General features: G+C 31.4%; 19 protein-coding genes. 2 read left to right on the top strand and 17 right to left on the bottom strand.

All coding sequences use genetic code 11. The features are described 5' to 3' along the window. Position 1: 1 nt before the first annotated feature. The 8 genes from RHP49_00960 to trmD all read right to left on the bottom strand — a co-directional run bounded on the left by RHP49_00960 (position 2) and on the right by trmD (position 10,470). Positions 2-1,360 (bottom strand): ABC transporter permease, encoded by a 1,359-nt coding sequence (locus tag RHP49_00960; protein ID WNH12844.1) that lies wholly within the window; start codon positions 1,358-1,360, stop codon positions 2-4. Between the two features lie 2 nt (positions 1,361-1,362). Then, a complete protein-coding gene (locus RHP49_00955) occupies positions 1,363-2,031 on the bottom strand; it encodes an HlyD family secretion protein (GenBank protein ID WNH12843.1) in 669 nt (222 codons plus the stop codon). Beyond that, on the bottom strand, positions 2,028-2,606 hold the full coding sequence (locus tag RHP49_00950; GenBank protein WNH12842.1) for a hypothetical protein: 579 nt from the start codon (positions 2,604-2,606) through the stop codon (positions 2,028-2,030). Before RHP49_00950 ends, RHP49_00955 begins: the two co-directional genes overlap by 4 nt. Positions 2,607-2,740: 134 nt before the next feature. Continuing rightward, positions 2,741-3,550, bottom strand: coding sequence for a DUF4249 family protein (locus tag RHP49_00945; GenBank protein ID WNH12841.1), 810 nt, complete (start codon positions 3,548-3,550; stop codon positions 2,741-2,743). Positions 3,551-3,553: 3 nt separating this feature from the next. Next, positions 3,554-5,929, bottom strand: a complete 2,376-nt coding sequence (locus tag RHP49_00940) for a TonB-dependent receptor (protein WNH12840.1) — start codon at positions 5,927-5,929, stop codon at positions 3,554-3,556. Positions 5,930-6,009: 80 nt separating this feature from the next. Further along, on the bottom strand, positions 6,010-8,220 hold the full coding sequence (locus tag RHP49_00935; GenBank protein WNH12839.1) for an NADP-dependent isocitrate dehydrogenase: 2,211 nt from the start codon (positions 8,218-8,220) through the stop codon (positions 6,010-6,012). Between the two features lie 861 nt (positions 8,221-9,081). Next, a complete protein-coding gene (gene rplS / locus RHP49_00930) occupies positions 9,082-9,432 on the bottom strand; it encodes a 50S ribosomal protein L19 (GenBank protein ID WNH12838.1) in 351 nt (116 codons plus the stop codon). 360 nt (positions 9,433-9,792) lie between these two features. Continuing rightward, positions 9,793-10,470, bottom strand: a complete 678-nt coding sequence (gene trmD / locus RHP49_00925; protein WNH12837.1) for a tRNA (guanosine(37)-N1)-methyltransferase TrmD — start codon at positions 10,468-10,470, stop codon at positions 9,793-9,795. A gap of 448 nt (positions 10,471-10,918) precedes the next feature. On the opposite strand from trmD, the gene RHP49_00920 reads away from it, so the two are divergent. Next, positions 10,919-12,748, top strand: coding sequence for a DUF885 domain-containing protein (locus tag RHP49_00920; protein WNH12836.1), 1,830 nt, complete (start codon positions 10,919-10,921; stop codon positions 12,746-12,748). Between the two features lie 356 nt (positions 12,749-13,104). Here RHP49_00920 and miaA read toward each other — a convergent pair whose 3' ends face one another. The 9 genes from miaA to RHP49_00875 form a co-directional block, all read right to left on the bottom strand. Further along, positions 13,105-14,001 carry a tRNA (adenosine(37)-N6)-dimethylallyltransferase MiaA gene (miaA, locus tag RHP49_00915; protein ID WNH12835.1) on the bottom strand — a complete coding sequence of 299 codons (897 nt, stop codon included), beginning with the start codon at positions 13,999-14,001 and terminating at the stop codon, positions 13,105-13,107. Next, positions 13,994-14,845 carry an ion transporter gene (locus RHP49_00910; protein ID WNH12834.1) on the bottom strand — a complete coding sequence of 284 codons (852 nt, stop codon included), beginning with the start codon at positions 14,843-14,845 and terminating at the stop codon, positions 13,994-13,996. The genes miaA and RHP49_00910 overlap by 8 nt, the downstream gene beginning before the upstream one ends. Before the next feature lie 21 nt (positions 14,846-14,866). Further along, positions 14,867-16,834, bottom strand: coding sequence for a DUF3857 domain-containing protein (locus RHP49_00905; GenBank protein ID WNH12833.1), 1,968 nt, complete (start codon positions 16,832-16,834; stop codon positions 14,867-14,869). Beyond that, a complete protein-coding gene (locus tag RHP49_00900; GenBank protein WNH12832.1) occupies positions 16,835-18,199 on the bottom strand; it encodes an exonuclease domain-containing protein in 1,365 nt (454 codons plus the stop codon). Positions 18,200-18,236: 37 nt separating this feature from the next. After that, positions 18,237-18,593 carry a four helix bundle protein gene (locus RHP49_00895; GenBank protein ID WNH12831.1) on the bottom strand — a complete coding sequence of 119 codons (357 nt, stop codon included), beginning with the start codon at positions 18,591-18,593 and terminating at the stop codon, positions 18,237-18,239. Between the two features lie 28 nt (positions 18,594-18,621). Then, positions 18,622-19,284: a YggS family pyridoxal phosphate-dependent enzyme gene (locus RHP49_00890; protein ID WNH12830.1), complete on the bottom strand. Its 663-nt coding sequence runs from the start codon at positions 19,282-19,284 to the stop codon at positions 18,622-18,624. Positions 19,285-19,287: 3 nt separating this feature from the next. After that, positions 19,288-20,526 carry a DUF1015 domain-containing protein gene (locus tag RHP49_00885; protein ID WNH12829.1) on the bottom strand — a complete coding sequence of 413 codons (1,239 nt, stop codon included), beginning with the start codon at positions 20,524-20,526 and terminating at the stop codon, positions 19,288-19,290. A 57-nt stretch (positions 20,527-20,583) separates the two neighbouring features. Further along, the gene (locus RHP49_00880; GenBank protein WNH12828.1) at positions 20,584-21,471 is read right to left on the bottom strand and encodes a 3-hydroxybutyryl-CoA dehydrogenase; all 888 of its coding nucleotides are present in this window, start codon (positions 21,469-21,471) and stop codon (positions 20,584-20,586) included. A gap of 114 nt (positions 21,472-21,585) precedes the next feature. Beyond that, positions 21,586-22,545 (bottom strand): Gfo/Idh/MocA family oxidoreductase, encoded by a 960-nt coding sequence (locus RHP49_00875; GenBank protein WNH12827.1) that lies wholly within the window; start codon positions 22,543-22,545, stop codon positions 21,586-21,588. A gap of 147 nt (positions 22,546-22,692) precedes the next feature. On the opposite strand from RHP49_00875, the gene RHP49_00870 reads away from it, so the two are divergent. Continuing rightward, a complete protein-coding gene (locus RHP49_00870; protein ID WNH12826.1) occupies positions 22,693-23,334 on the top strand; it encodes a protein-L-isoaspartate(D-aspartate) O-methyltransferase in 642 nt (213 codons plus the stop codon). Positions 23,335-23,345 lie beyond the last annotated feature (11 nt).

Genomic DNA, 23,345 nt, shown 5'->3' with positions numbered 1-23,345 from the left:
ATTATTCTGTTCTTAAAGCTTCTATTGGTCTTTTGTTAGCAGCAGCTTTTGCTGGAAATATTCCAAAAATTAACCCGACAAGAACGGCAATAAAAAAGGAAAGTAGGATGGAATTTATAGATAAAACGGTTTCTATTCCTGAAACGATTTCAATGACATAAGCGCCAATAACTCCAACAATAATTCCAATAATACCTCCTCCAACACTAATGAGTATCGATTCTGATAAAAATTGAAGAATAACATCTTCTTCTGTGGCACCAATAGCGCGAATAATTCCTATTTCTTTGGTTCTTTCTAGTACAGAAGCAAGCATAATATTCATAATACCAATACCTCCAATAAGTAGCGATATCCCTGCAATAATACTAAGCACTATATTGAAAATTTGCTTTGTTTTTTGTTGTTGTTTTAGCAGTTGGATTGGGATTGTTATTTCAAAATCTAAGACATCATTATGTCTGCGTTTAAGCATTTTACTTACCACTTCAGCAGTAGCTTTTAATTCATTTGAATTTGAAACTTGAATGGTTAATTTGTCTATTTGATGATAATTCCCTCTAGGAATACTTTTTTTGGGACCATTTTGGTTTTGGTTGTTTCTATTAGCATTAATTTTATCACTAATTATTTTTCGGTCTATATATCTAACTAAAAAAGTGTTTATAGGGATATAAACATCTTCATTTAAGTCTCTTATTCCTAAATTTTCTTGAGCCTTATCTGATATTAATTTTTCTTCTATAACACCAATAACTTGTAACCAAACATCTTTTACTTTAATATGTTTACCAATAGCACTTTCTCCTGTAAATAGTTTTTTCTCGACTTTTTTACCAACAATGCATACAGGTAATGCATTCTTAATTTGATACTTAGAAAACGATTTGCCTTTTTCTAAATTTATGTTAGAGGCTTCAAAAAATTCTGGAGAGATTCCTATAAGTTTAACCGTGTTTTGTTTGCCATTGTTAATGACATAAGTGTTTAAAATTATTTCTGGACTAGTAAGTTTTACACTGGGTATGTTTTTTTGAATGTTTAGAGCATCTAATACATCCAGTCCCTTAGAAAATCGTTTAGATTCAGGCTTATTATTTTCCTCCTCATTGTCTTCGGTATCTTCATCTTTTTCGTCAGGTATGGGAGTTACAACGATATTATTAACCCCTACTAGTTCAAGTTGGGCTAATATTTCTTTTTCAGCGCCATTACCAATTGCAAGCATCGTAATTACCGAAGCTACACCAAAAATAATACCTAAAGCAGTTAAAAAAGTTCTAACTTTATTTGTTTTAATAAACCAAAATGCTTCATTAAATGTAGATTTAAGTTTTTCTAAAAGTATTTTATCTATCATACTTATTTTAATAGCGTTATACTTTTATCATCTAAATCTTCAGGTTTATTTAAATAAACAACATCATTTTCTTTTAAACCTTTATTAACAATAATAACTTCATTATTAGATGAGCCTAATTCTACTTGTCTTTTTTCGATTGACAAACCAGATTTAACATAAGTATAGCTAATAGAGTCTTTTGAGAATATAGCTTCTAAAGGCATCATTAAAACATTATCTTCTTGTTTTGTAAGTATTTTGTTAGAAGTTGTCATGCCAGGTCTAATATTTTTATTAGTTCCATTAAGTTTTATTAAAACCTGAAAAAGTTTAATGTCAGATCCTGCTTTGGTTTCTCCAACATTCGCAACTTCTGTTACTATACCATCTAATTCTATGTCTGGAAATGCATCAAAGCCAACTTTAACTTTTAAATCCTTTTTTATCTTTCTAATATCAACTTCGTTACTATAGGTTCTCGATTCCATTTTTGTTAAATCAGGTAAGCTAGCTATAGCTGGTTCCCAAGGTGATATTGTAGATCCTACTTTCTTTTTTGTACCATTCCATTCTTTTATGTAGGTAACCATGCCATCATCTTCAGAATAAATAGTGAATGTCTTTTGTAACTCTAATAATTCATCAATTGTTTTTCTAATTTTAGAAACTTCAGTTCCTACTTCAATCATTTTGGCATTAGCTTGTCGTTTTTTAATAGAGTAATCTTCTTTTTTTCATTTAGATCACGTTCAAACTTTTCTATTTTAATTTCTAATTGTCTAATAACAGCAGGTGCTTCATAAAGAGATTGCTTAAGTTCTAATTGGTTTTCTTCTATGTTGAAAAGTAAATCTTTAATAGCATTGCGCTCTTGCTTTAGAGTAAGTGTTGTGTCTAGTTGTTGCTGTGTATATTTAGATTCTGCTTTATCTAAATTTAATTGAGCATCGAGTATTTTACCATTAAGCTCTGATACATCAAGTTTTCCAATATAACCGCCTTTTTCCACAATAGTTCCTTCTGGAACTAAATCTTGAATTTTTATATTGTAAATACCAAAACGTCTAGCATTAGTAGGACCATTGATTTTTTTAGAGCTTGTAGATTGTGCTTCGCCAGAAATAAAGACTTCGTTTAAAAATGTACCTTTTGTAACTTTTGCTGTGAGTGATATGTTTTCGTCACTAGAACGGTTAATAAATGAATAAGCAATAATGAGGAATACAATTGCACCTATTGTATAGGCAATTCTTTTTTTTGTCATGTTTAGTTGGTTTTGATTGATGAAGAATAAAATTACAAAAAAAATGCAACCGTGAGATTTTTTTTAGTTAATATCTTCATAAATTATTCAATTACTACTAATTTCATGCACAAATATTATACCACTTAAAAAAATCACTCAATTGTGTAGTTAAAAATAGAGACTTCTGAAGCTTTAAAATACCCTAGCGGATAATTCTCAGGATTTGTTTGGTTTAAGCAATTACCTCTTACCGTAGCAGGTTGTAATTCAAAAGGGTCTCCCGATTCATTATCGGTTTGTTGAAGTAAAAGATTCATGAATTCGTAGAACTGCTTTGAAATACCATAGTTTTTTATAATCAGTTCATCTCCTGTAGTTAGATTTTCATCTGAATAAAAAGCAAAAATTTGATTACCATCAGTAAATTCGTCATCATAAACTTCAAGACTTTTTGTTCTACTTTTTGAATATTCAAATAGATAATAGTTTTCGATGCCTTTTGGATCTGAATAAAATGCTTTTATTTCAATTTCCTCACCAGAAAACCCTCCTTCATTTTTTTGTTCTACATATTCAATAGGACTTACTGATATTAATTTTTCTGTAGCGGTATAAGTTTCATTATTGTATATAATAGTTAGGTTATAAACGCCATCAATAACAGGTATAAATGTGTTGTTTATGTATAAACCAGTATTTTCTTCTTCAATAAAATTAAAAGTATTATTGTGTAAATCTGTAACTATAACCGTAGCCCCATTTGCAGGAGGTATCGAACTGTCAAAGAAAGGAGCACTTAGTGTAAGTTTTATATATTGATTATTTCCCTGAGAACCTTTTAACCAATTTAAAGATGCATCTATTACTAACCTTGGTTCAGCCGATTTTAAGTCTACCTGAATAACATCCTCACAAGATATAAATGGCAGACTTATTATTAATATGTAGATTATTTTTCTCATAAATTAAAGCTTAAAATTATAAGATATTGATGGGACAATTCCAAAAATCGATAAACGAGTAGCTTCATTGACTCCAGTATCATAGTTTCTACCAAAATTAATAGAACTGGCATTTTTACGATTATAAGCATTGTATATACCAAACACCCAGTAACTTTGCCAGCCTGTATTTTTTGTAGGTTTAGGAGTATACGTTGCAGAAATATCTAAGCGATTATAAGCCGGGAGCCTATTGGAATTTCTATTGTTATAGTTTGGAATAATGATACCATTAAATTGATATTGTCCATTTGGAAATGTAGCTGGTTGTCCAGTTTGAAATAAAAAATTGGTACTGAATTTCCATTTGTTGTTTAATTCATAACTGCCTGTTAAGGAAATGTCATGCGTTTTATCATAAGGTGTTTTATACCAATTACCATTGTTTATACCAAGTTCGTTTGGAGTTCTTCCTTTTGTTTGCTGTTCAGATTTAGATAGGGTATAAGCTAGCCAGCCTTTAAATCGACCTTCGTTTTTTCTCAATAGAAATTCTAAACCATAGGCTCTTGCTTTACCATTTAAAATAACTTGTTCAATAGCATTATTTGCTACCAAATCAGCTCCATCTATATAATCAATTCTATTTTTTATAGTTTTAAAGAAACTTTCAACTTCTAAAGAATAAGTATTGTCATTAAAGTTTTTAAAATAGCCAATAGCAAATTGATCTAATAATTGCGGTTTAATATATTTACCACTAGGCGTCCAAACATCTAATGGTGTTGGAGAATTAGTATTAGATAATAAATGTAAATACTGACTCATTCTATTATAACTTGTTTTAATAGAACTTGTAGTGTTAAGTTGGAAGGTTAATGAAGCTCTAGGTTCAATATTAAAAAACTTAGCGATAACGTCACTTCGTTTATAAGTTTCGATATTAGTAGGAGCCGCCTTTTCATATATTTTAAAATCATTATTAAAAATAACAGCTTGGTTGTTTTCATATATATTAAGTTCATCTTGACCTAGGCGATGAAAAGTACTAAAGCGTAACCCGTAAGATAATGCTAATTTGTCTGATATTTTATGTTCAGCATCCAGATAGAATGCATTTTCAAAGGCATATTTATCGGTGAGTTTAAAAGGGTTTATTCCTGAAGATTCTACAGTTGGTTTTATATCGCCAGGATTAAACTTATAATAAATACTATTCCATCCATATTGTAGTTTGAAATTATCAGCTATATAGTGTTTGAAATCGTATTTTAAATTGAAATTTTGAATGCCCGAAACCCATTCAAATTCGACAAAATTTAATTTTAAATCATAATAATAATCAGAATAAATGAAAGACAGGTTTGAAAATAATTTATCTGAAAATAAGTGATTCCATCTAAAATTTAAAACAGAATTACCATAAATGTTTTCAAACGTATCCTGAATTCTGAAGACATCACGACCAAAATACCCTGATAGATAAATATTATTTCTATTGTTTATTTTATAGCTTAATTTGGTGTTTAAATCATAGAAATACGCAATATTATCGTTGTCAAAAAGCGGTAAAAATAAGTGCGCATAACTAGACCTTCCTCCAAACAGAAAAGATCCTTTGTCTTTTTTTATAGGACCTTCGGCAAGTAACCTACTAGAAACAATACCAATACCACCATTCATATGAAATTCTTTGCTATTCCCTTCTTTTTGGTAGATGTCTAATACCGATGATACACGTCCACCATAGCGCGATGGAATGCCACCTTTGTATAGTTTAAGATCTTTTATAGCATCGGGGTTAAAAACAGAAAAGAACCCGAATAAATGTGACGAGTTATAAATAATAGCTTCATCTAAAAGAATTAAATTTTGATCTACTGCACCACCTCTAACATTAAAACCAGAAGCGCCTTCGCCTGCACTAGTAACACCAGGGAGTAAGGTAATTGCTTTTATAATGTCTGATTCGCCAAGTACAACGGGGATGTCTTTAATAGTGTTAGAGGTTAACTTATTAACACTCATTTGGGGTGCTTTTATATTTAGCTTTTCAATGTTTTTGGTGATAATTATTTCTTCTAAATTTTCAGCAGAATCAGATAATGCATAATTTTTTGTGATGTCTTCTGAAAGTAAAATGGTTTCTGTTATTGAATTGTAGCCTAAATAGCTAATGACTATATTGTAATTTCCTTTAGGAAGTGTTATGGAATAAAAGCCATATTCATTGGTAGTAGTTCCTGTAGATAATTCTGGAAAAATAATATTAACTCCAATAAGCGATTCATTACTTTTTTCCTCTAGAATAGTACCGCTAAATGTATATTTTTCTTGAGCGTTTAACACTAGAAGATTAAAACAGAGCGTGACAATAATGCACGAAATAATTTTATACATACTCTTTAACTCGCTTTTTTTATAAAAATATAAAAAAAGCCCCTAAGAAGGAGCTTTTTAAAAGAGTGTTTATGTTTTATTTAGTCTAATATACTATTAAATGTTTTACTTGGTCGCATAACTTGGTTAATTAAAGCTTCGTTAGGCTCATAATAACCCCCTATACTAACTGGTTTACCTTGTATTTCGGTTAGTTCATTTATAATTGCAGTTTCATTTTCTGCTAATTTTTCAGCTATAGGAGTAAACTCTGCTTTTAAACTAGCATCTTTAGTTTGATTCGCTAATTCCTGAGCCCAATACATAGCTAAGTAAAAATGACTCCCTCTATTATCTAACTCTCCTGCTTTTCTTGAAGGACCTTTTCTGTTTTCTAACAGTTTATCGGTAGCATCATCTAAAGTTTCTCCTAAAACTTTAGCCTTAGGATTATTGTTTACATCACTAAAGTGTACTAGTGATACAGCTAATGCTAAAAATTCTCCTAAAGAATCCCAACGTAAGTGGTTTTCTTCTAGTAATTGTTGCACATGTTTTGGAGCAGAACCACCAGCACCAGTTTCAAATAAACCACCACCATTCATTAATGGCACAATAGATAGCATTTTTGCACTAGTTCCTACTTCTAAAATTGGGAATAAATCTGTTAAATAATCTCTTAATACATTTCCTGAAACAGAAATAGTATCTTTTCCGTCTTTTAATCTTTCACAAGTAAAAAGAGTCGCATCAATAGGAGATAAGATTCTTAAGTCTAACCCAGATGTATCATGATCTTTTAAATAGGTGTTTACTTTTTTAATTAATTCAGCATCATGCGCTCTGTTTTTATCTAACCAGAAAACAGCAGGTGTTTGAGACGCTCTTGCACGGGTAACAGCTAGTTTTACCCAGTCTTGAATTGGTGCATCTTTTACTTGACACATTCTCCAAATATCTCCAGCTTCAACAGTATGTTCTAATAATGTATTGCCAGCAGCATCAATAACGCTAACAGTTCCGTTAGAAGCTATTTCAAATGTTTTATCATGAGAACCATATTCTTCTGCTTTTTGCGCCATTAGTCCAACATTAGGAACAGTTCCCATAGTTGTAGGATCGAAAGCCCCATTCTTTTTACAGAAATCTATAGTTGCCGAATATATTCCTGCATAACTACTATCTGGAATTACCGCTTTAGTATCTTGTAATTTGCCTTCGGCATTCCACATTTGTCCAGAAGTACGAATCATTGCTGGCATAGAGGCATCAATAATAACATCACTTGGCACGTGTAAATTGGTAATGCCTTTATCGCTGTTTACCATGGCAACTTCTGGTCCATTTTTAAAAGCAGCATCAATATCAGCTTGAATTTCATTACGTTTAGCCTCTGGTAATTCTTGAATTTTTTCAACTAAGTTTCCAAAACCATTATTAACATCAACACCAATTTCTTCTAAAACCTCAGCATGTTTAGTGAATACGTCTTTAAAAAATATTTTTACAGCATGACCAAATATAATAGGGTCGCTCACTTTCATCATAGTTGCTTTCATGTGTAATGAAAGCAATATATTATTTGCTTTAGCATCAGCTATTTGCTCTTCAAAAAAGTTTAATAAAGCTTTTTTGCTCATTACTGTAGCATCAATTATCTCACCTTTAAGTAATGCAAAACTATCTTTTAATACCGTTATATTTCCATCACTATCTTTATGCTCAATTTTTATGTTTGTAGCATCAGATATGGTAACAGATTTTTCATTATGTGCAAAATCATTAGCGTCCATTGTCGCAACATGTGTTTTAGAATCGCTAGTCCAAGCTCCCATAGAGTGTGGATTGTTTTTAGCATAATTCTTAACTGCTTTTGGAGCGCGCCTATCAGAGTTTCCTTCACGAAGTACGGGGTTTACTGCACTTCCTTTAATTTTATTGTAACGTGTGTTAATATCTTTTTCTTCAGCGGTTGTTGGTTCGTCAGGGTAATTAGGAATGCCAAAACCTTGAGATTGTAATTCTTTTATTGCTGCTTTTAATTGCGGAATAGAAGCACTAATATTTGGTAGTTTTACAATATTTGCTTCAGGCTTTTTTGCTAATTCACCAAGTATAGCTAAATCATCTGAAACTCTTTGATCTTCATTTAAGTAATCTGGAAAAACTGCTAAAATTCTTGCTGCTAAAGAAATATCTTTAGTTTCTATATTAATACCAGAAGACTTTACAAAAGCTTTAACTATGGGTAAGAAAGAACGTGTTGCTAAAGCAGGAGCTTCATCGGTTTTTGTATAAATAATTTTAGACATTACTATGAGATTTTATATGTATAATTTAGTTATTTCGGTCGAAAAAAATATACGATATCGTTTTCGCGATGCGAATATACAAAAATTGATATTTAAAGATGTTTAAATATAACGTGAACCGTATAAGAACTACTAAGTTTTAATAGAATTATAAAAAAGGGAGACAGTAATAAGAATTTGGTAATAAAAAGCTAAAGAAGCTAAAAAAACAAAAGCCATATCACTGCAGAACTTAATCTCCTTTGACATGGCTTTCTTTGTAATAACATAACGTGATCTATTTTAATATTGCTATTAAAAGGTGTTTAAATTTTCATCAAACTTTTCAATTCAAGTGCTATTATTACAAGTGAAACATTTTTTGTTGTAATTTTCAAAATGTATTGACCTATTACTAAAATGTTTCAGATAATCATTTTTCTTGATGCGATCCTACGTGCTCTTCGCTTTCGCGTTAAGTTTGTATAATGCATTGCTTTTATTACAACATCCACTTTCGTTTCTGTTGTTTTTTAAGCTTTCAATTACATTAGTTGTCAACTGCTTTCACATTTGATACTTTTTGTAATATCATGGTTTCTTCATTATATACGCATACACGTGTAAATTAAAAACCTCAAAAAACAATTTTATATGAACGTTACCTTATTTAGAAAATAATTTAAATTCATTGTTGCTATGAAACCAATCACTGATTGTTATTATTCCTTTTACTAAAATATAACCAAAACTCAAAAAAACAAAATTTTTAATCAATTAGATATTAACGTTTTATAAACCATAGTTATTAACTTTTGTTAATAAAAAAAGCCTTGATAAAAATCAAGGCTTTTTAATAACTGCTTAAGCAGGTGTGTTGTATTAACGTCTACGCTCAGTAATTCTGGCTTTTTTACCAGTAAGACCTCTAAAGTAGAAGATACGAGCTCTACGTACTTTACCACGTTTGTTAACTTCAATTTTTTGTAATGCAGGTAAGTTTACTGGGAAGATACGCTCTACACCAATAGTACCAGACATTTTTCTAATTGTAAAAGTTTCTGAAGAACCAGATCCTCTTCTTTGTATTACTACACCTCTAAAAAACTGAGTACGTACTTTTTCACCCTCTCTAATTTCGTAGAAAACTGTAATGGTGTCTCCAGCTGCAAATACTGGGAATTCTTTTTTTGTTACAAATTCGTCTTGAACAAATTTTACTAAAGATTCCATATCTTTAAATTTTATTATATTTAATTCAGAACAACATTCACGATTCTCGCCAGAGGTTAACCCGAAATTGGGTGCAAATATAGTTAATAATTAATAATTCACAATTAATAATTATTTTTTTTAGGGTGTTACTTTTTGCTTTGTGTTTAGTGCTTAAAATGAGGTTGTTAGTAAGCAAAAAGTCAGGCTATCCACTATATCTTTCTGCGAAGCAGTCCCGAACTTGTTTCGGGATCTCATTATAAAACAACTTTTGGTTTTTAAAGTATGTTTCAGGTATAAGGCTTCGCATAAAGGATGCCGCTTCTATCCTTAACACAATTCAGTATATAGAATAAAGAGTTTCAGTATTCAGTAAAATTATTCATCCAATAAATCTGGACGACGTTCTTTTGTTCTTAAATACGCCTGTTCTTCTCGCCATTTTTCAATTTCCGGGAAGTTACCACCAAATAATAACTCAGGAACCTTCATTCCTTTATAGTCACGTGGTTTTGTGTAAATAGGTGGTGCTAATAAGCCATCTTGAAACGAGTCGGTAAGGGCAGAGGTTTCGTTTCCTAAAACACCTGGTATTAAACGTATTACTGCATCGCAAAGTACAGCAGCGCCTAACTCGCCACCAGACAATACGTAGTCACCAATAGATATTTCTCGGGTTATAAAATGATCACGTACCCGTTGGTCTACCCCTTTGTAATGTCCGCAAAGAATAATAATATTCTCTTTTAATGATAACTGATTGGCAATTCCTTGCTTTAAGGTTTCGCCATCTGGTGTCATGTATATTATCTCGTCGTAATCCCGTTCTGCTTTTAAAGCCGAAATACATTTATCTATAGGCTCTATCATCATCACCATTCCGGCACCACCACCAAATTGGGTATCGTCTATAGATTTATAATTATCAGAAGTGTAATCGCGTAAGTTATGAAAATGAACTTCTACCAAACCAGCTTCAATAGCACGTTTTAAAATGGAAGCTTCAAACGGACTTTTAAGTAATTCAGGTAAAACAGTTATAATATCTATGCGCATGAGATTTTTTTAATGTTTTGCAAAGATAATTTAATTGTTGGTTATTTTAATAAGTGTTTTTTTGGGAGGTTCGTTTAACGTGTTTGTATAAGAATAGTGCGGTTTTGCGTGCGAGGATTTTCCGAAGGAAAATCAGAAGCTAGCAAACGAGCAACTAACATTGGTTTAGCTAAAACCAGCAATTTTTTATATACGGCTTAAGTTTGTCTTTCATTAAATTAGATAACTAATAGAAAGAACAAAAGAGAGAAATAAGATTAGTATATACGGTGAAGCCTAGACTTCGACAACATTGATAACCCTCTCTCTTTTACTATTAAGATTTCGTTCAGTTTTATAGAAAATTCTTTCTTAAGGGTATTAAAACTAAACAAAATGTTGTACTTTTAAAACTTGCTTCCAAATTTTGCGTATAAATATTAGCCTACATAATCATTAGATAGTTATCATGAAAACATTCATTGCTAAAAGTATTATAATATCAGTTACACTTGTTTTTCTATTCATTTCTTCTTGCAAAGAAACATCCAAAGAAGATGTAGTTGTCAATCAAACAGAGGCACTTAACAAATGGTTTGATGATAAATATGAAGAGTCTCTGCAGATGAGTCCCCTTGGTCTTACTGCTCAAGGACGTAAAGATCATTATGATAAAATTGATGATTTAAGCAAAAAAGCCGAGGATGAGCAATTAGCTTGGTACACGGAAGTTACTAAAGAACTAGAAGAAACATTTGATTACGACAGCCTTAATGATCAAGACAAAACATCCTATGATTTGTGGGTGTATCAATACGAAGCTTTAAAAGAAAGTCATTCATATAGAGATATGGATTATGTTTTTGATCAAATGCGAGGCTTACATACCGGACTTCCAACGTATTTAATCAATTTTCATAAAGTGGACAGTCTTGCTGATATGACTGCTTATATTTTGAGGATTAAAGAATCTGGAAGAGCCATGAATCAATTGATAGATAGAGCAAAAAAGCAGTCTGCCTCAGGTATTCTACCTCCAAAATTTACTTTTGAAACATTGATTACACAAACGAAATCATTAGTAGATGGTACACCTTTACTTAATGACATGTACGGAAAAATTGATAAGCTTATGGCATCTCAAGATATAAGTTCTGAACAAGCTGATGCTCTTAAGGAAAAATCAGAAAAAGCGATTTCTTCTTATTTTAAACCTTCTTATGAGAATCTTTTAACGTGGCTAGAAACTGAAATTGACAATGCTGAAGCAACACCAACAGGAGTAAGTCGTCATCCTAATGGCAAAGATTTTTACAATCACAGATTAAAGGTGTTTACAACTACAGACCTTACTGCAGATGAAATTCATGAAATAGGACTTAGTGAAGTTGCTAGAATAAAGGGAGAAATGCTAGCTATTAAGGACAAGGTAGGTTTTGAAGGTGATTTAGATGCCTTCTTTAATTTTGTAAATACAGATGAGCAGTTTTTCTTTCCCAATACTGATGAAGGACGTCAAGCATACCTTGATGAGTCCACTAAGTATTTAGATGAATTAACCGAAAAATTACCAGATTTTTTTGGGATTCTACCTAAAGCCAAATTAGAAGTTAGGAGGGTAGAGGCTTTTAGAGAGCAAGATGGCGCTCCACAACACTATAGAGGAGGAACACCAGATGGATCAAGAGCTGGAACGTATTATGTACATCTTTCTAATATGAACGCTATGCCAAAAGCTACAATGGAAGGAGTCGCTTATCATGAAGGTAATCCTGGACATCATATGCAAATTTCCATAGCTCAAGAGCTAGAATCTGTTCCTAAATTTAGAACACAAGCAGGATTTAGTGTGTACAGTGAAGGTTGGGCATTATACTCTGAGACTTTGGCAAAAGAAATGGGAGGTTACGAAAACCCTTATTACGATTTTGGTCGTTTGGTAAATGAAATATGGAGAGCCATCAGATTAGTAGTTGATACAGGATTACATTCTAAAGGATGGACTGAAGCGGAAGCGATTAAGTACTTTGCTGATAATTCTTCTATTGCAGATGGAGCAATAATAGCAGAAGTGCAACGCTATATGGTAATGCCAGGACAAGCGACGTCTTACAAAATAGGAATGCTTAAAATTCAGGAATTAAGGCAACATGCTGAAGATGAATTGGGAGTCAAATTTGATATTAAGGGATTTCATGATACCATTTTGGGAGGTGGTGCTTTACCATTGGAGTTATTAGAACGTAGAGTGAATGCTTGGATAAACTCCATGAGTGAAAGCGAGGGAATAAAAATGTAATTGCACTGAAGCATTTTAGCAACTTTTTTTAGAGCAATTAATCAATACGTTATTATACAGTATATAGTTTGTTTTTGTGAGTTTGTAAAAGTTGTTTTTGGATGTTATTCAGACCTGTGCCAAATTAAGACAAGACCAATCTCTCCTTTTGCATAAATTAGATATTAACTGAATTTGTTTTCAATAAATATTTTTTCTCTAGATCTTATAAAGAATTTTATCATTGGTTAGCGGTTTTTAATAATGAAGCAGAACTACGTTGATATGAAATCGTTTTTAATGTTTTATATCATACGTCAAACGAAGGTAGACGAAATTTTTTACAAAGTCAAGTTTTATATTCGTATAAAAGCGTGCTAAATATCTAACTGCTTTATTATTGTTTCTACATCGGTTTCATAATCAAACCAGAGTGTTTGTTTATTTCTTTTAAACCAAGTAAGTTGTCGTTTTGCAAAGCGCCGTGTATTCTTTTTTATTTCAGAAACAGCAAAATCAAGTGTCCATTCTCCATTTAAAAAATTGAATAATTCCTTATAGCCAACGGTATTTAATGCATTTAGATTTTGGTATTCAATAAGGCTTTTTACTTCATCGAGTTGTCCTGCTTGCATCATGATATCGACACGTTTATTGATGCGGTTGTATATGATTTCTCTTTCGGCAGTAAGCCCAATTGTTATCGTTTTGAAGTTTCTTTTTACTTTTCCTTTATTTAAAAATGACGAATATGGTTTTCCTGAGCCAATACAAATTTCTAAAGCACGAATAACGCGTTGTGGATTATCGATAGCAATCGTATTGTAGGAGGTAATATCTAGTTCTTTAAGCTTATTTTGTAAATAAGGAAGTCCTTTGCTAATTAAATCAGTATTTAAATTTTCGCGAATGCTTGCATCTACTTTCGGGAAATTATCTAAGCCATTAGTAACGGCATCAACATACAAACCAGAACCACCAACCATAATTACCACATTATGGGTTTTAAAAAGGGTGTTTAAACAAATAAGCGCATCTTTTTCAAATGCACCTACATTGTAATGATCGTGTATGGATTTATGATGAATAAAATGATGTTTAGCAGCTGCTAATTCTTCCTTTGAAGGCGCTGCAGTGCCAATTTGCATTTCTTTAAAAAACTGCCGTGAATCTGCCGAAATTATTTCGGTATTAAAATAATTAGCAAGTTTTATACTTAATGCTGTTTTTCCAATAGCCGTAGGGCCAACTATAGAAATTAGAATATTACCCATGGTTTAATTTATGACCACAATGATAACAAAATTCGGCATCATCTTTATGATTTTCTGCCGAACAATTAGTACATGCTTGGGTGTTTAGATGCACGTTAGTATTTTTAGTTTCTTTGTCTGTTTTTGTTTGGTTGGTGTATTCGGCAGATACAATACCTGTTGGTACAGCAATAATCCCATAACCTAAAACCATAACTAGTGATGCTATAAATTGTCCCAATGGTGTTTGTGGTGCAATATCACCAAAACCAACAGTTGTAAGTGTTACAATGCACCAATAGACACTTTTAGGGATATTGGTAAAACCATTTTCTTCTCCTTCTATCATATACATAATTGTACCTAATATAATGGCTACAATAACGACTGCAAATAAGAATACAGATATTTTTGCTTTACTGGCTTTTAAAGCATTTATCAGATTATTTGAAGCACCTAAATAACGTGCTAGTTTTAAAATTCTGAAAACCCGAAGTAATCTTAAAGCTCTTAAGGCTGCAAGCGCATGTAAGCCACCTACAAGTAATGATATGTATTTAGGAATGGTTGATAGAAAATCTATGATACCATAAAAACTAAAAATATATTTTATTGGTTTTTTAACAGTAATAATTCTAGCAATATATTCTATAGAGAACAGTATGGTTATTATCCATTCAGAAATATTAAGTAAGTCATGATATTTATTGTCAAAGCTTTTTATACTTTCTAGCATAACCAGTAAAATACTAGCAAGAATAGCAATAAGTAGTACGACATCAAATAGTTTTCCTTCAGGGGTATCTGCTTCATAAATTATTTCATGAAGTTTTCTTTTCCAACCTTTATTTTGAATCTTATTCATTATTTCAAAAGTAAGAAAAGATTATGGGTTTTTCTTAAGGGCAATAATAGAGTTTGTTTGAATAGCAACAATTTTGCTCATAAACTCTTTTAAATAAGAATAATATTCTGGAGGATAAATAGATTGTTTAAAGTCTATTCTCATTAATAAATTAACTGAATTGCCTAAAACTTTAGTTGAGAATGATATGAGACCTTCGTTGTTAGGAAGTCCTAAAATAAGGTCTTTAGGCTGATCTATAATACTAAAACTGTCTTCGAAATTTAGTTTAAACATATATAGATAGCTGTTTTTATAACCAAAATCTATAGGGTAGGTTCGTTCTTGAAGTTTAAAAGGGTTTTCTACGAAAAACTTTGTAAAAAACGGATTAAGGTATAAAATCTCTCCTGTGTTATCTGGACTATATTCTATACTGTATGATTCAGCGAAATCAGGACTTGTTCTATCATTAGTAGAGGTTTTGTAATCAAAAATTTCAATGTAAGGCGAATTATTTGAGAGCCTTTCAATATAAGCGTCTTCATTGGGGAAATATTTCTTTTTTGCTCTTAAAGCATGATGTCCTGTACGTTTGGTTTTAATAGTACCTGTAAACTTATTATCAGTATCAATATTTAGTTCTACATTATATAGTGTGGTTGGTTTTTTATTAGGCTTAATATCAATCCATTTGCTTTCATTTTTAAAATCTAATAAGCGCCCATCCAGATTAAGACATCTAAATGGAATATCTCCAAAACTTAAATAATTATCGGTAGCATCTAATAAATATGTTTTCCCATTAACGGTTGCCTGAACGATTAAATAATTAAAGTCTGAAATAACGGGATATAATTTTGTTACAAAACCATTATTCCTTGTAGAAAGTAATACAGGGTTAACTTTTATACCTGCTTCTTTTAATAAATTATGAAGTAAAATATTTATAGACGAAACATTACCAGATTTATTTTTAATTAAGTCTTTAATAGAAACATCCTTGAATATTTTATAATCACCATTCCATGTATAGTTTTCTTGTACATAACTATAAATAGCTTGAGTTTTTTTTAAGGCATCTGTTTCGTTAATTATTTCCGCACTAAGATGGTCTTCTAAATCTATAGATTTTAAAAGTTGTTTACCAAGATCTCCATCTGTTTTTAGTTCTTTGTCAACTGTTTTCCAAGTTTTAGAATAATCATTTTTTAATCCGTTAAAACCTATAAATGTTTTCAGTTCGTAATCAACTCTAGCCAGATAATTTAATTTACTAGTCATATAATCCTCTTCAACAAATGCAGGTATGTCTTTCATCGCATATCTAGAATCTAAACAATTTGCAGAACCACCATTGCCCCCTGTTAAGCAGTTTTTTTTAATTACAGCTTCGTTAACTGCTAATTTTTTACCTCCAACTAGCTTAATATTGTATTCCCAATTACCAGGAATACTTGTTTTATATTCACTATATAATTTAGGAATGTCTCCTTGAAAATTCCAGCTTTTATAGTTAAACATAAAAGGAGATCTAAGCGAATAGCTATAAGTTATAACAGAACCTTCTTTTATATTTGGTAGTGTAAATTTTACAAGTGTATGATTTTCGTCATATTCTTCTCTATAAATATTTTTCTTATCAAGTTTGGTGATAACAACTTTACCGTTTACTAAATTATATGTTGTTGCAACAATGTCGTCAACTCTTTCAAAATGATTATTGTCGCTTTTATATAAATGAATAGTAACATTGGCTTTATCAAAGCCTTCTTTATTTAATATTTTTATTTTATACTTTTCTTCAGTTCTTAAATCATAATCACGTTGGTCTACATGGCTACTTCCAAATTCGTAAAGCACTAAAGCATTTGCAATGGAGTCTTTACTATAAGACGTCATTTTTAAATCATTAAGAGATACTCTATAAACTGGATTGTTATTGGTTTCTTGTGCGCCAATCATTATAACAGAGGCAAAAAACAAGAAGAAAAAATAGAACGGTTTCATTTAGTCAAGTGTTATAATTTTTAAGCGTTTGTTTTTTCTGAGGTAATTTTGAATAATATGTTGAGTATCTCTATTATTTTCCATTGGTGTAATAATAGATTTTAAAACATCTCTATTATTTATTTGGTAATTAAGGTTGAAAAATCCAATACCTTTAAAAACACCATTTTCTATAAGTATGGCGCTATGCTCATCTATATCTCGACCTTTATCAATAATGACCATGTTTTTATTAGCGTAGCTATTTTTTTGTATTAAAGCTTCTACACGATTGTTGTATAATTCGGTTGATTCTTTATTTATACAAGCACCGTCACAATTTTTTATGTCGTAATTAAAGCAACTGGTTTTTGTTTTGTATAGACCGGTAAGTTTTTGGCATAAATTATAATCTTCAACAGCTTTTGTAATAAAGCTTTTTCCGCTTTGCCTATTACTAAAAGTTGTGATTGGCTTTTTACGTCCGTCGGCAATATCAATTTTAAGGTTTATATAATCGTTTTCATCTTTAAAACTATATAAGGCATGGGTGAATATATTACGGCGTAAAGCTCGGTTATAAATAGGTTTTATACGTTTTATCTCTTCACTTTCTTTTAAAAGAGCTACCAACTCGCTACCAGTAGCCTCGTAACTAACCGAGTGGACATGTATTTGTATTTTTTTTGATTTCTGGTTGGTATTTGTGAAATGCTGATTGATACGCTTTTTTATATTATTACTTTTTCCAATGTAAATAATATCTCCGTTTGCTTTATGAATATAATATACACCCGTAATTGATGGCAAATCTTTAACAATATCAATATGTTTAGGTTCTAACTGAAGTTTTGGATTTAGTTTGATAGATTCTTTAATAATGTTTTTACTAGTATCTTTATCTAGCAACATTTTAAATAATTTTACTGTAGCCAGAGCGTCGCCAGAAGCACGATGTCTATCGGTAACTGGAATACCTAGTGACCTAACTAATTTTCCTAAGCTATATGAAGGTTGATCTGGAATTAAGCTTTTAGCTAATTCTACAGTGCATAAAGATGGTTTGATAAATTCAAAACCTAAACGTCTAAATTCTGTACCTAAAATACGGTAGTCAAATTGTGCATTATGGGCTACTAAAATACAATCTTCTGTAATTTCAACAATACGCTTTGCTACTTCGTAAAATTTAGGAGCATTTCGTAGCATATTGCTATTAATACCTGTAAGATTTACTACAAAAGGTTGAATGTCTCGTTCGGGATTTATAAGACTTATAAATTGATCAACAATGGTATGTCCGTCGAATTTATAAATAGCTATTTCAGTAATGCCTTCTTCATTATATTTACCGCCAGTGGTTTCTATGTCTAATATTGCGTACAAATAGTTAAGTTAAAAGTTAAAAACTAAGAGTTAAAAATTATTTAAGTTTTGATTTCATAGTGTTAATTGTTGAAACTAACATTTTTATAAGTTCTTTGTTAATACTCATTAGTTTGTTAAAATGATCCAGTTCTATATAGTTTGTATCTTTTAGTATTAATAGCCAATATTCAGTTTCGTTAGCTTCTTTTAAAGCAATACTCATTTTGCTAATGAAATCTTTACTTGATTGAGCAAATTCAGCTTCTCTAATATTTGCTCCAATTGAGGTTCCGCTTTTAAGAAGTTGTCTAGATAAAGTGAGTTCTTTTTTTTCAGATGAAATGATTTTATAAGTCTTAACAATGAAAATGGCAAAATCATAACTTTTACTTTTTAATATAGACTCTTTCATAAAACTGTTAACTTTTCACTTTTAATTGTTAACTTCTAATACCAAATATACTACTTCCAACTCGAATCATGGTACTTCCACAGTCAATTGCTAATTGGTAATCACCACTCATGCCCATTGAAACAGTTTGCAGTTTACAGTTTACAGTTTGCTGTTGTTTCAAATCATTAAAAGTAGACTTTAAAAGGTTGAATTCCTTTTTTACTTGATTTTCATCATCAGTAAAAGTAGCCATTCCCATGAGTCCAATAATTCTAATGTTTTTTAATTCTGAAAATACTTCAGATTTTAATATATCTAATGCTTCTGACGGAGCCATTCCAAATTTAGAATCTTCAGAAGCAATTTTTATTTGAAACAAACAATCAATAATTCTGCCATGCTTTTTGGCTTGTTTATTTATTTCTTTTAGTAATTTGAAATTATCAACACCATGAATTAAACTCACAAATGGTACCATATATTTCACTTTATTCCTTTGTACATGTCCAATCATATGCCATTCAATATCTTTTGGCATGACTTCATGTTTTTCAGCCATTTCCTGAATTTTATTTTCACCAAAAATGCGCTGTCCAGCATTATAGGCTTCCATTAAATCTGTTACAGGTTTTGTTTTAGAAACGGCAACCAAAGTAACATGTTCTGGTAAGGTTGATTTTATGTGGTTTAGGTTTTGTTGTATGCTCATATTTTAGAATTCATAAATGGTAAGGCCACTTCTTAATTTAGGTTCAATAAACGTACTTTTTGGTGGCATAGTTAACCCTTCATTTGCAATGGCTTTTAGTTCTTCAATATTTATAGGGACTAAGCCAAAGCCAACAGTAAATTCGCCTTTATCAATATTACTTTTTATAGTTACCAAATCATTTTTACCGTGTGAATAATTTATACGAGTGTCATTACGTAAATCTGTTATTCCTAAAATTGGTTCTAAAACGGTTTTAAAAAGAATTTGTGTGTCTAAAGCATCTAACGACGTTTTAAATTTGTAATTATTTTTTCTTAAATATAACGAATAAAACTCGCCATCTAAATACATACTAAAATGATGTTTGCTATTTGGTTTGTATAATTCGTTACCTCTATTTTCAATGCGAAATATAGCATCTAGCTTAATTAAAAAGGATTCTTTAGTAAGTCCGTTTAAATCTTTAACTAATCTATTGAATTCATAAATTTTTAATTCAGATTCAGGAATTAAATAACTCATAAAATAATTATACGGCTCGTTGCCTGTATGATTCTTGTTTTCAGATTTTAATTCTTCAGATAATAAAAAAGATGATGCGGAACGGTGATGGCCATCTGCAATATAAATGGTTTCAATATTTTTAAATTCTGAAGCCATACTCTTTATTAAGGCTTCATCTTCTAACTTCCACATATAATGTGTGTCACGGTATGTGGTAGTAAATTCAAATTCAGCACGTTTTTTTTGTGTTTCAGAAATAATATCTCCGATAACGTCATTGTTAGGGTAGGTGAGTAGCACGGGTTCTGCATTAAAGCCAACAGTTTTTAGATAATCTTTAAAAATGTTTTCGCGATATTCAATCGTGTCTTCGTGTTTTTTAATCACATCATTTTTATAATCTTCGGTACTTGCCGCAGCTACAATTCCTGAAAATGAAAATCCATCTCGATTTACAATTTTATATATGTAATACGTTGGTATTTCATCTTGAACAAAAATACAATCTTCCTTAAATTCTAAATAACGGTTTCGTACTAAGGCATACCTTTCTTTTCCAGTAATGTCTTTATGGTATTTATAACCTGGATTGACAATATGTAAGAACGAAAAGGGATTATAGTTCATACGTGCTTCCAGTTCAGCTTGGGTATAACTTTGATAAGATCGAGAAGCTACCAGACTGACTTTATCTCGCGTTGGTCTTACTGCTTTAAAAGGAATTATTTCTGCCATATTTTAAAGTTAGCAGTAAGCAGTGACCAGTATTGACTGATGGCTGCAAACTGAAGGCTATATAAACTGTTTTGCTATTTTTTCTGCTTTCCTGCTTTCAGAATAATCATAAAAACCTTCACCAGATTTTACACCCAATTTACCAGCATTTACCATGTTTACTAATAACGGGCAAGGTGCGTATTTAGGGTTTTTAAACCCATTGTACATTACATTAAGGATAGATAAACAAACATCTAATCCAATAAAATCTGCTAATTGTAAAGGTCCCATAGGATGTGCCATACCAAGTTTCATAACCGTATCAATTTCGTGTACACCAGCAACACCATTGTATAACGTTTCAATAGATTCGTTAAGCATCGGCATTAAAATTCTATTAGCTACAAATCCTGGGTAGTCATTAACTTCTACGGGTTCTTTTCCAAGTGCTTTAGAAAGATCCATGATAATTTTTGTTACTTCATTGCTAGTATTATAACCACGAATTATTTCAACCAAAGTCATAATAGGCACTGGGTTCATAAAATGCATCCCAATGACTTTGTCTGGTCTTGATGTTACTGCTGCTATTTGAGTGATAGATATTGAAGACGTGTTTGTTGCAAGAATGGTGTTTTTACTACAAGCCGCATCTAATTGTTTAAAAATACTGAGCTTTAAATCTAAGTTTTCTGTGGCTGCTTCTACCACTAAATCGGAAGATTTAACACCTTCTTCTATAGATGTATAACTTGTGATGTTTGAAAGTGTTTTAGCTTTTTCAAGTTCGGTAATTTTTTCTTTAGCAACCATCCTATCAAGATTTTTAGAAATGGTTACGATGCCTTTTTTTAGAGAAGCTTCATTAATATCAATAAGGTTTACTTTAAATCCTGTTTGGGCAAAGGTATGTGCAATCCCATTTCCCATGGTGCCTGCGCCTATTACTGCTATGTTTTTCATAAGCCTCTCTTAATCTCTCCAAAGGAGAGAAACTGTTATGTTAATAATATCTTTATAATTATAAGTTTTATCTATTAGAGTTTTCCTTCCCTTTGGGAATGATTGAGGACGGGATCAAAAACAATTAATAATTTGTGTAGCAACACGTAAAGCTTCGGTGCCATCATGCAAAGTAACAATTGGTGTTGTGTTATTGTTAATAGCGTCTGCAAAAGTTTCTAATTCATCTAAAATAGAATTATTATCTGCTACTTTTGGGTTGTCAAAATAGATTTGTTTTTTAACACCTTCGGCATTTTGTAATACCATATCAAAATCACCTGGGTTTTCGGGTGCATCTTTCATTTTAACGACTTCACATTTCTTTTCAAGAAAATCGACTGAGATATAAGCGTCTTTTTGAAAGAAGCGTGCCTTACGCATTCTTTTAAGAGAAATTCTACTTGCTGTTAAATTGGCAACACAGCCGTTTTCAAATTCTAATCGCGCATTGGCAATATCGGGTGTGTCACTTATAACTGAGACACCACTTGCCGAAATATTTTTGACTTTAGATTTTACGATGCTTAAAATAATATCTATATCGTGAATCATTAAATCTAAAACGACAGGAACATCGGTACCTCTAGGATTAAACTCTGCTAATCGGTGTGTTTCAATAAACATTGGAGATTTAATTTCGTCTCTAACGGCTAAAAATGCGGGGTTAAACCGTTCAACATGTCCTACTTGTCCGCGTAAATTATGTTCTGCTAAGAGTTGCCTAATATGTTCAGCTTCTTCTACCGTATTAGTAATAGGTTTTTCAATAAAAATGTGCTTGCCTTTTGCTATGGCTTGTTTTGCACAATCATAATGAGATAAGGTAGGAGTTACGATATCTACCACATCAACAGCATCGATAAGGGATTCAATAGAATCGAAAAATGTATATCCAAATTCGGCTTCTACTTTTTTACCATTTGCTTCATCAGCATCATAAAACCCAACAAGGTTGTATTTTTCAGATTGGTTAAGAAGTCTTAAATGAATTTTTCCTAGGTGGCCAGCACCAAGTACACCAACTTTTAGCATAATTATTTACGTTTTCAACAAAAATAAGATATTTAAGACATGAATTTGATGATTTAACATGAATTTTTCAGTGAAAATAAAATGTAATAAAATTGTTTTCAGCTTTAAAATCTTTGACTAATTTTAGCAGGACAAACTACACCACCATTGAAAGACACTTTTAAGCACAAGGGATTAAGACAACAATTAGTTAACGTATTAAAAAAGAAAGGTATAGCCAATATAGCCGTTTTAAATGCCATTGGTAAAATACCGAGACATTTGTTTATGGATTCGGGCTTTTTAGACCATGCTTATCAGGATAAGGCGTTTCCTATCTCGGCAGACCAAACGATTTCACAACCTTATACTGTTGCATTTCAAAGTGAATTGTTAGAAGTGAAAAAAGACGATAAAATTCTTGAAATTGGTACAGGAAGTGGTTACCAAACGGCTGTTTTATGTGAGTTAGGAGCTAAAGTATTTAGTATTGAGCGCCAGCAAGAATTATTTAAAAAGACGAGTAAATTTTTACCTAATCTTGGTTATCGGGCTAAGAAACTTATTTTTGGTGACGGTTATAAAGGGTTGCCAGAAGAAGCGCCTTTTGATAGTATTATTGTTACAGCAGGTGCGCCTTTTGTACCTAAACCATTGCTGAGTCAGTTAAAAATAGGAGGAAGACTTGTTATTCCTGTGGGTGATGATGTTCAAATTATGACACTTTTTATTAGAAAAGGAGCTAAAGAATTTGAACAGGAAGAATTTGGTGAATTCAGATTTGTGCCTTTGTTAGAGGATAAGAATTGATAATTAGTTTT

It is taken from the genome of Flavobacteriaceae bacterium HL-DH10 (genome assembly GCA_031826515.1).
GTDB lineage: Bacteria > Bacteroidota > Bacteroidia > Flavobacteriales > Flavobacteriaceae > Thalassobellus > Thalassobellus suaedae.
This window is presented reverse-complemented; position numbering and strand designations above follow the sequence as displayed.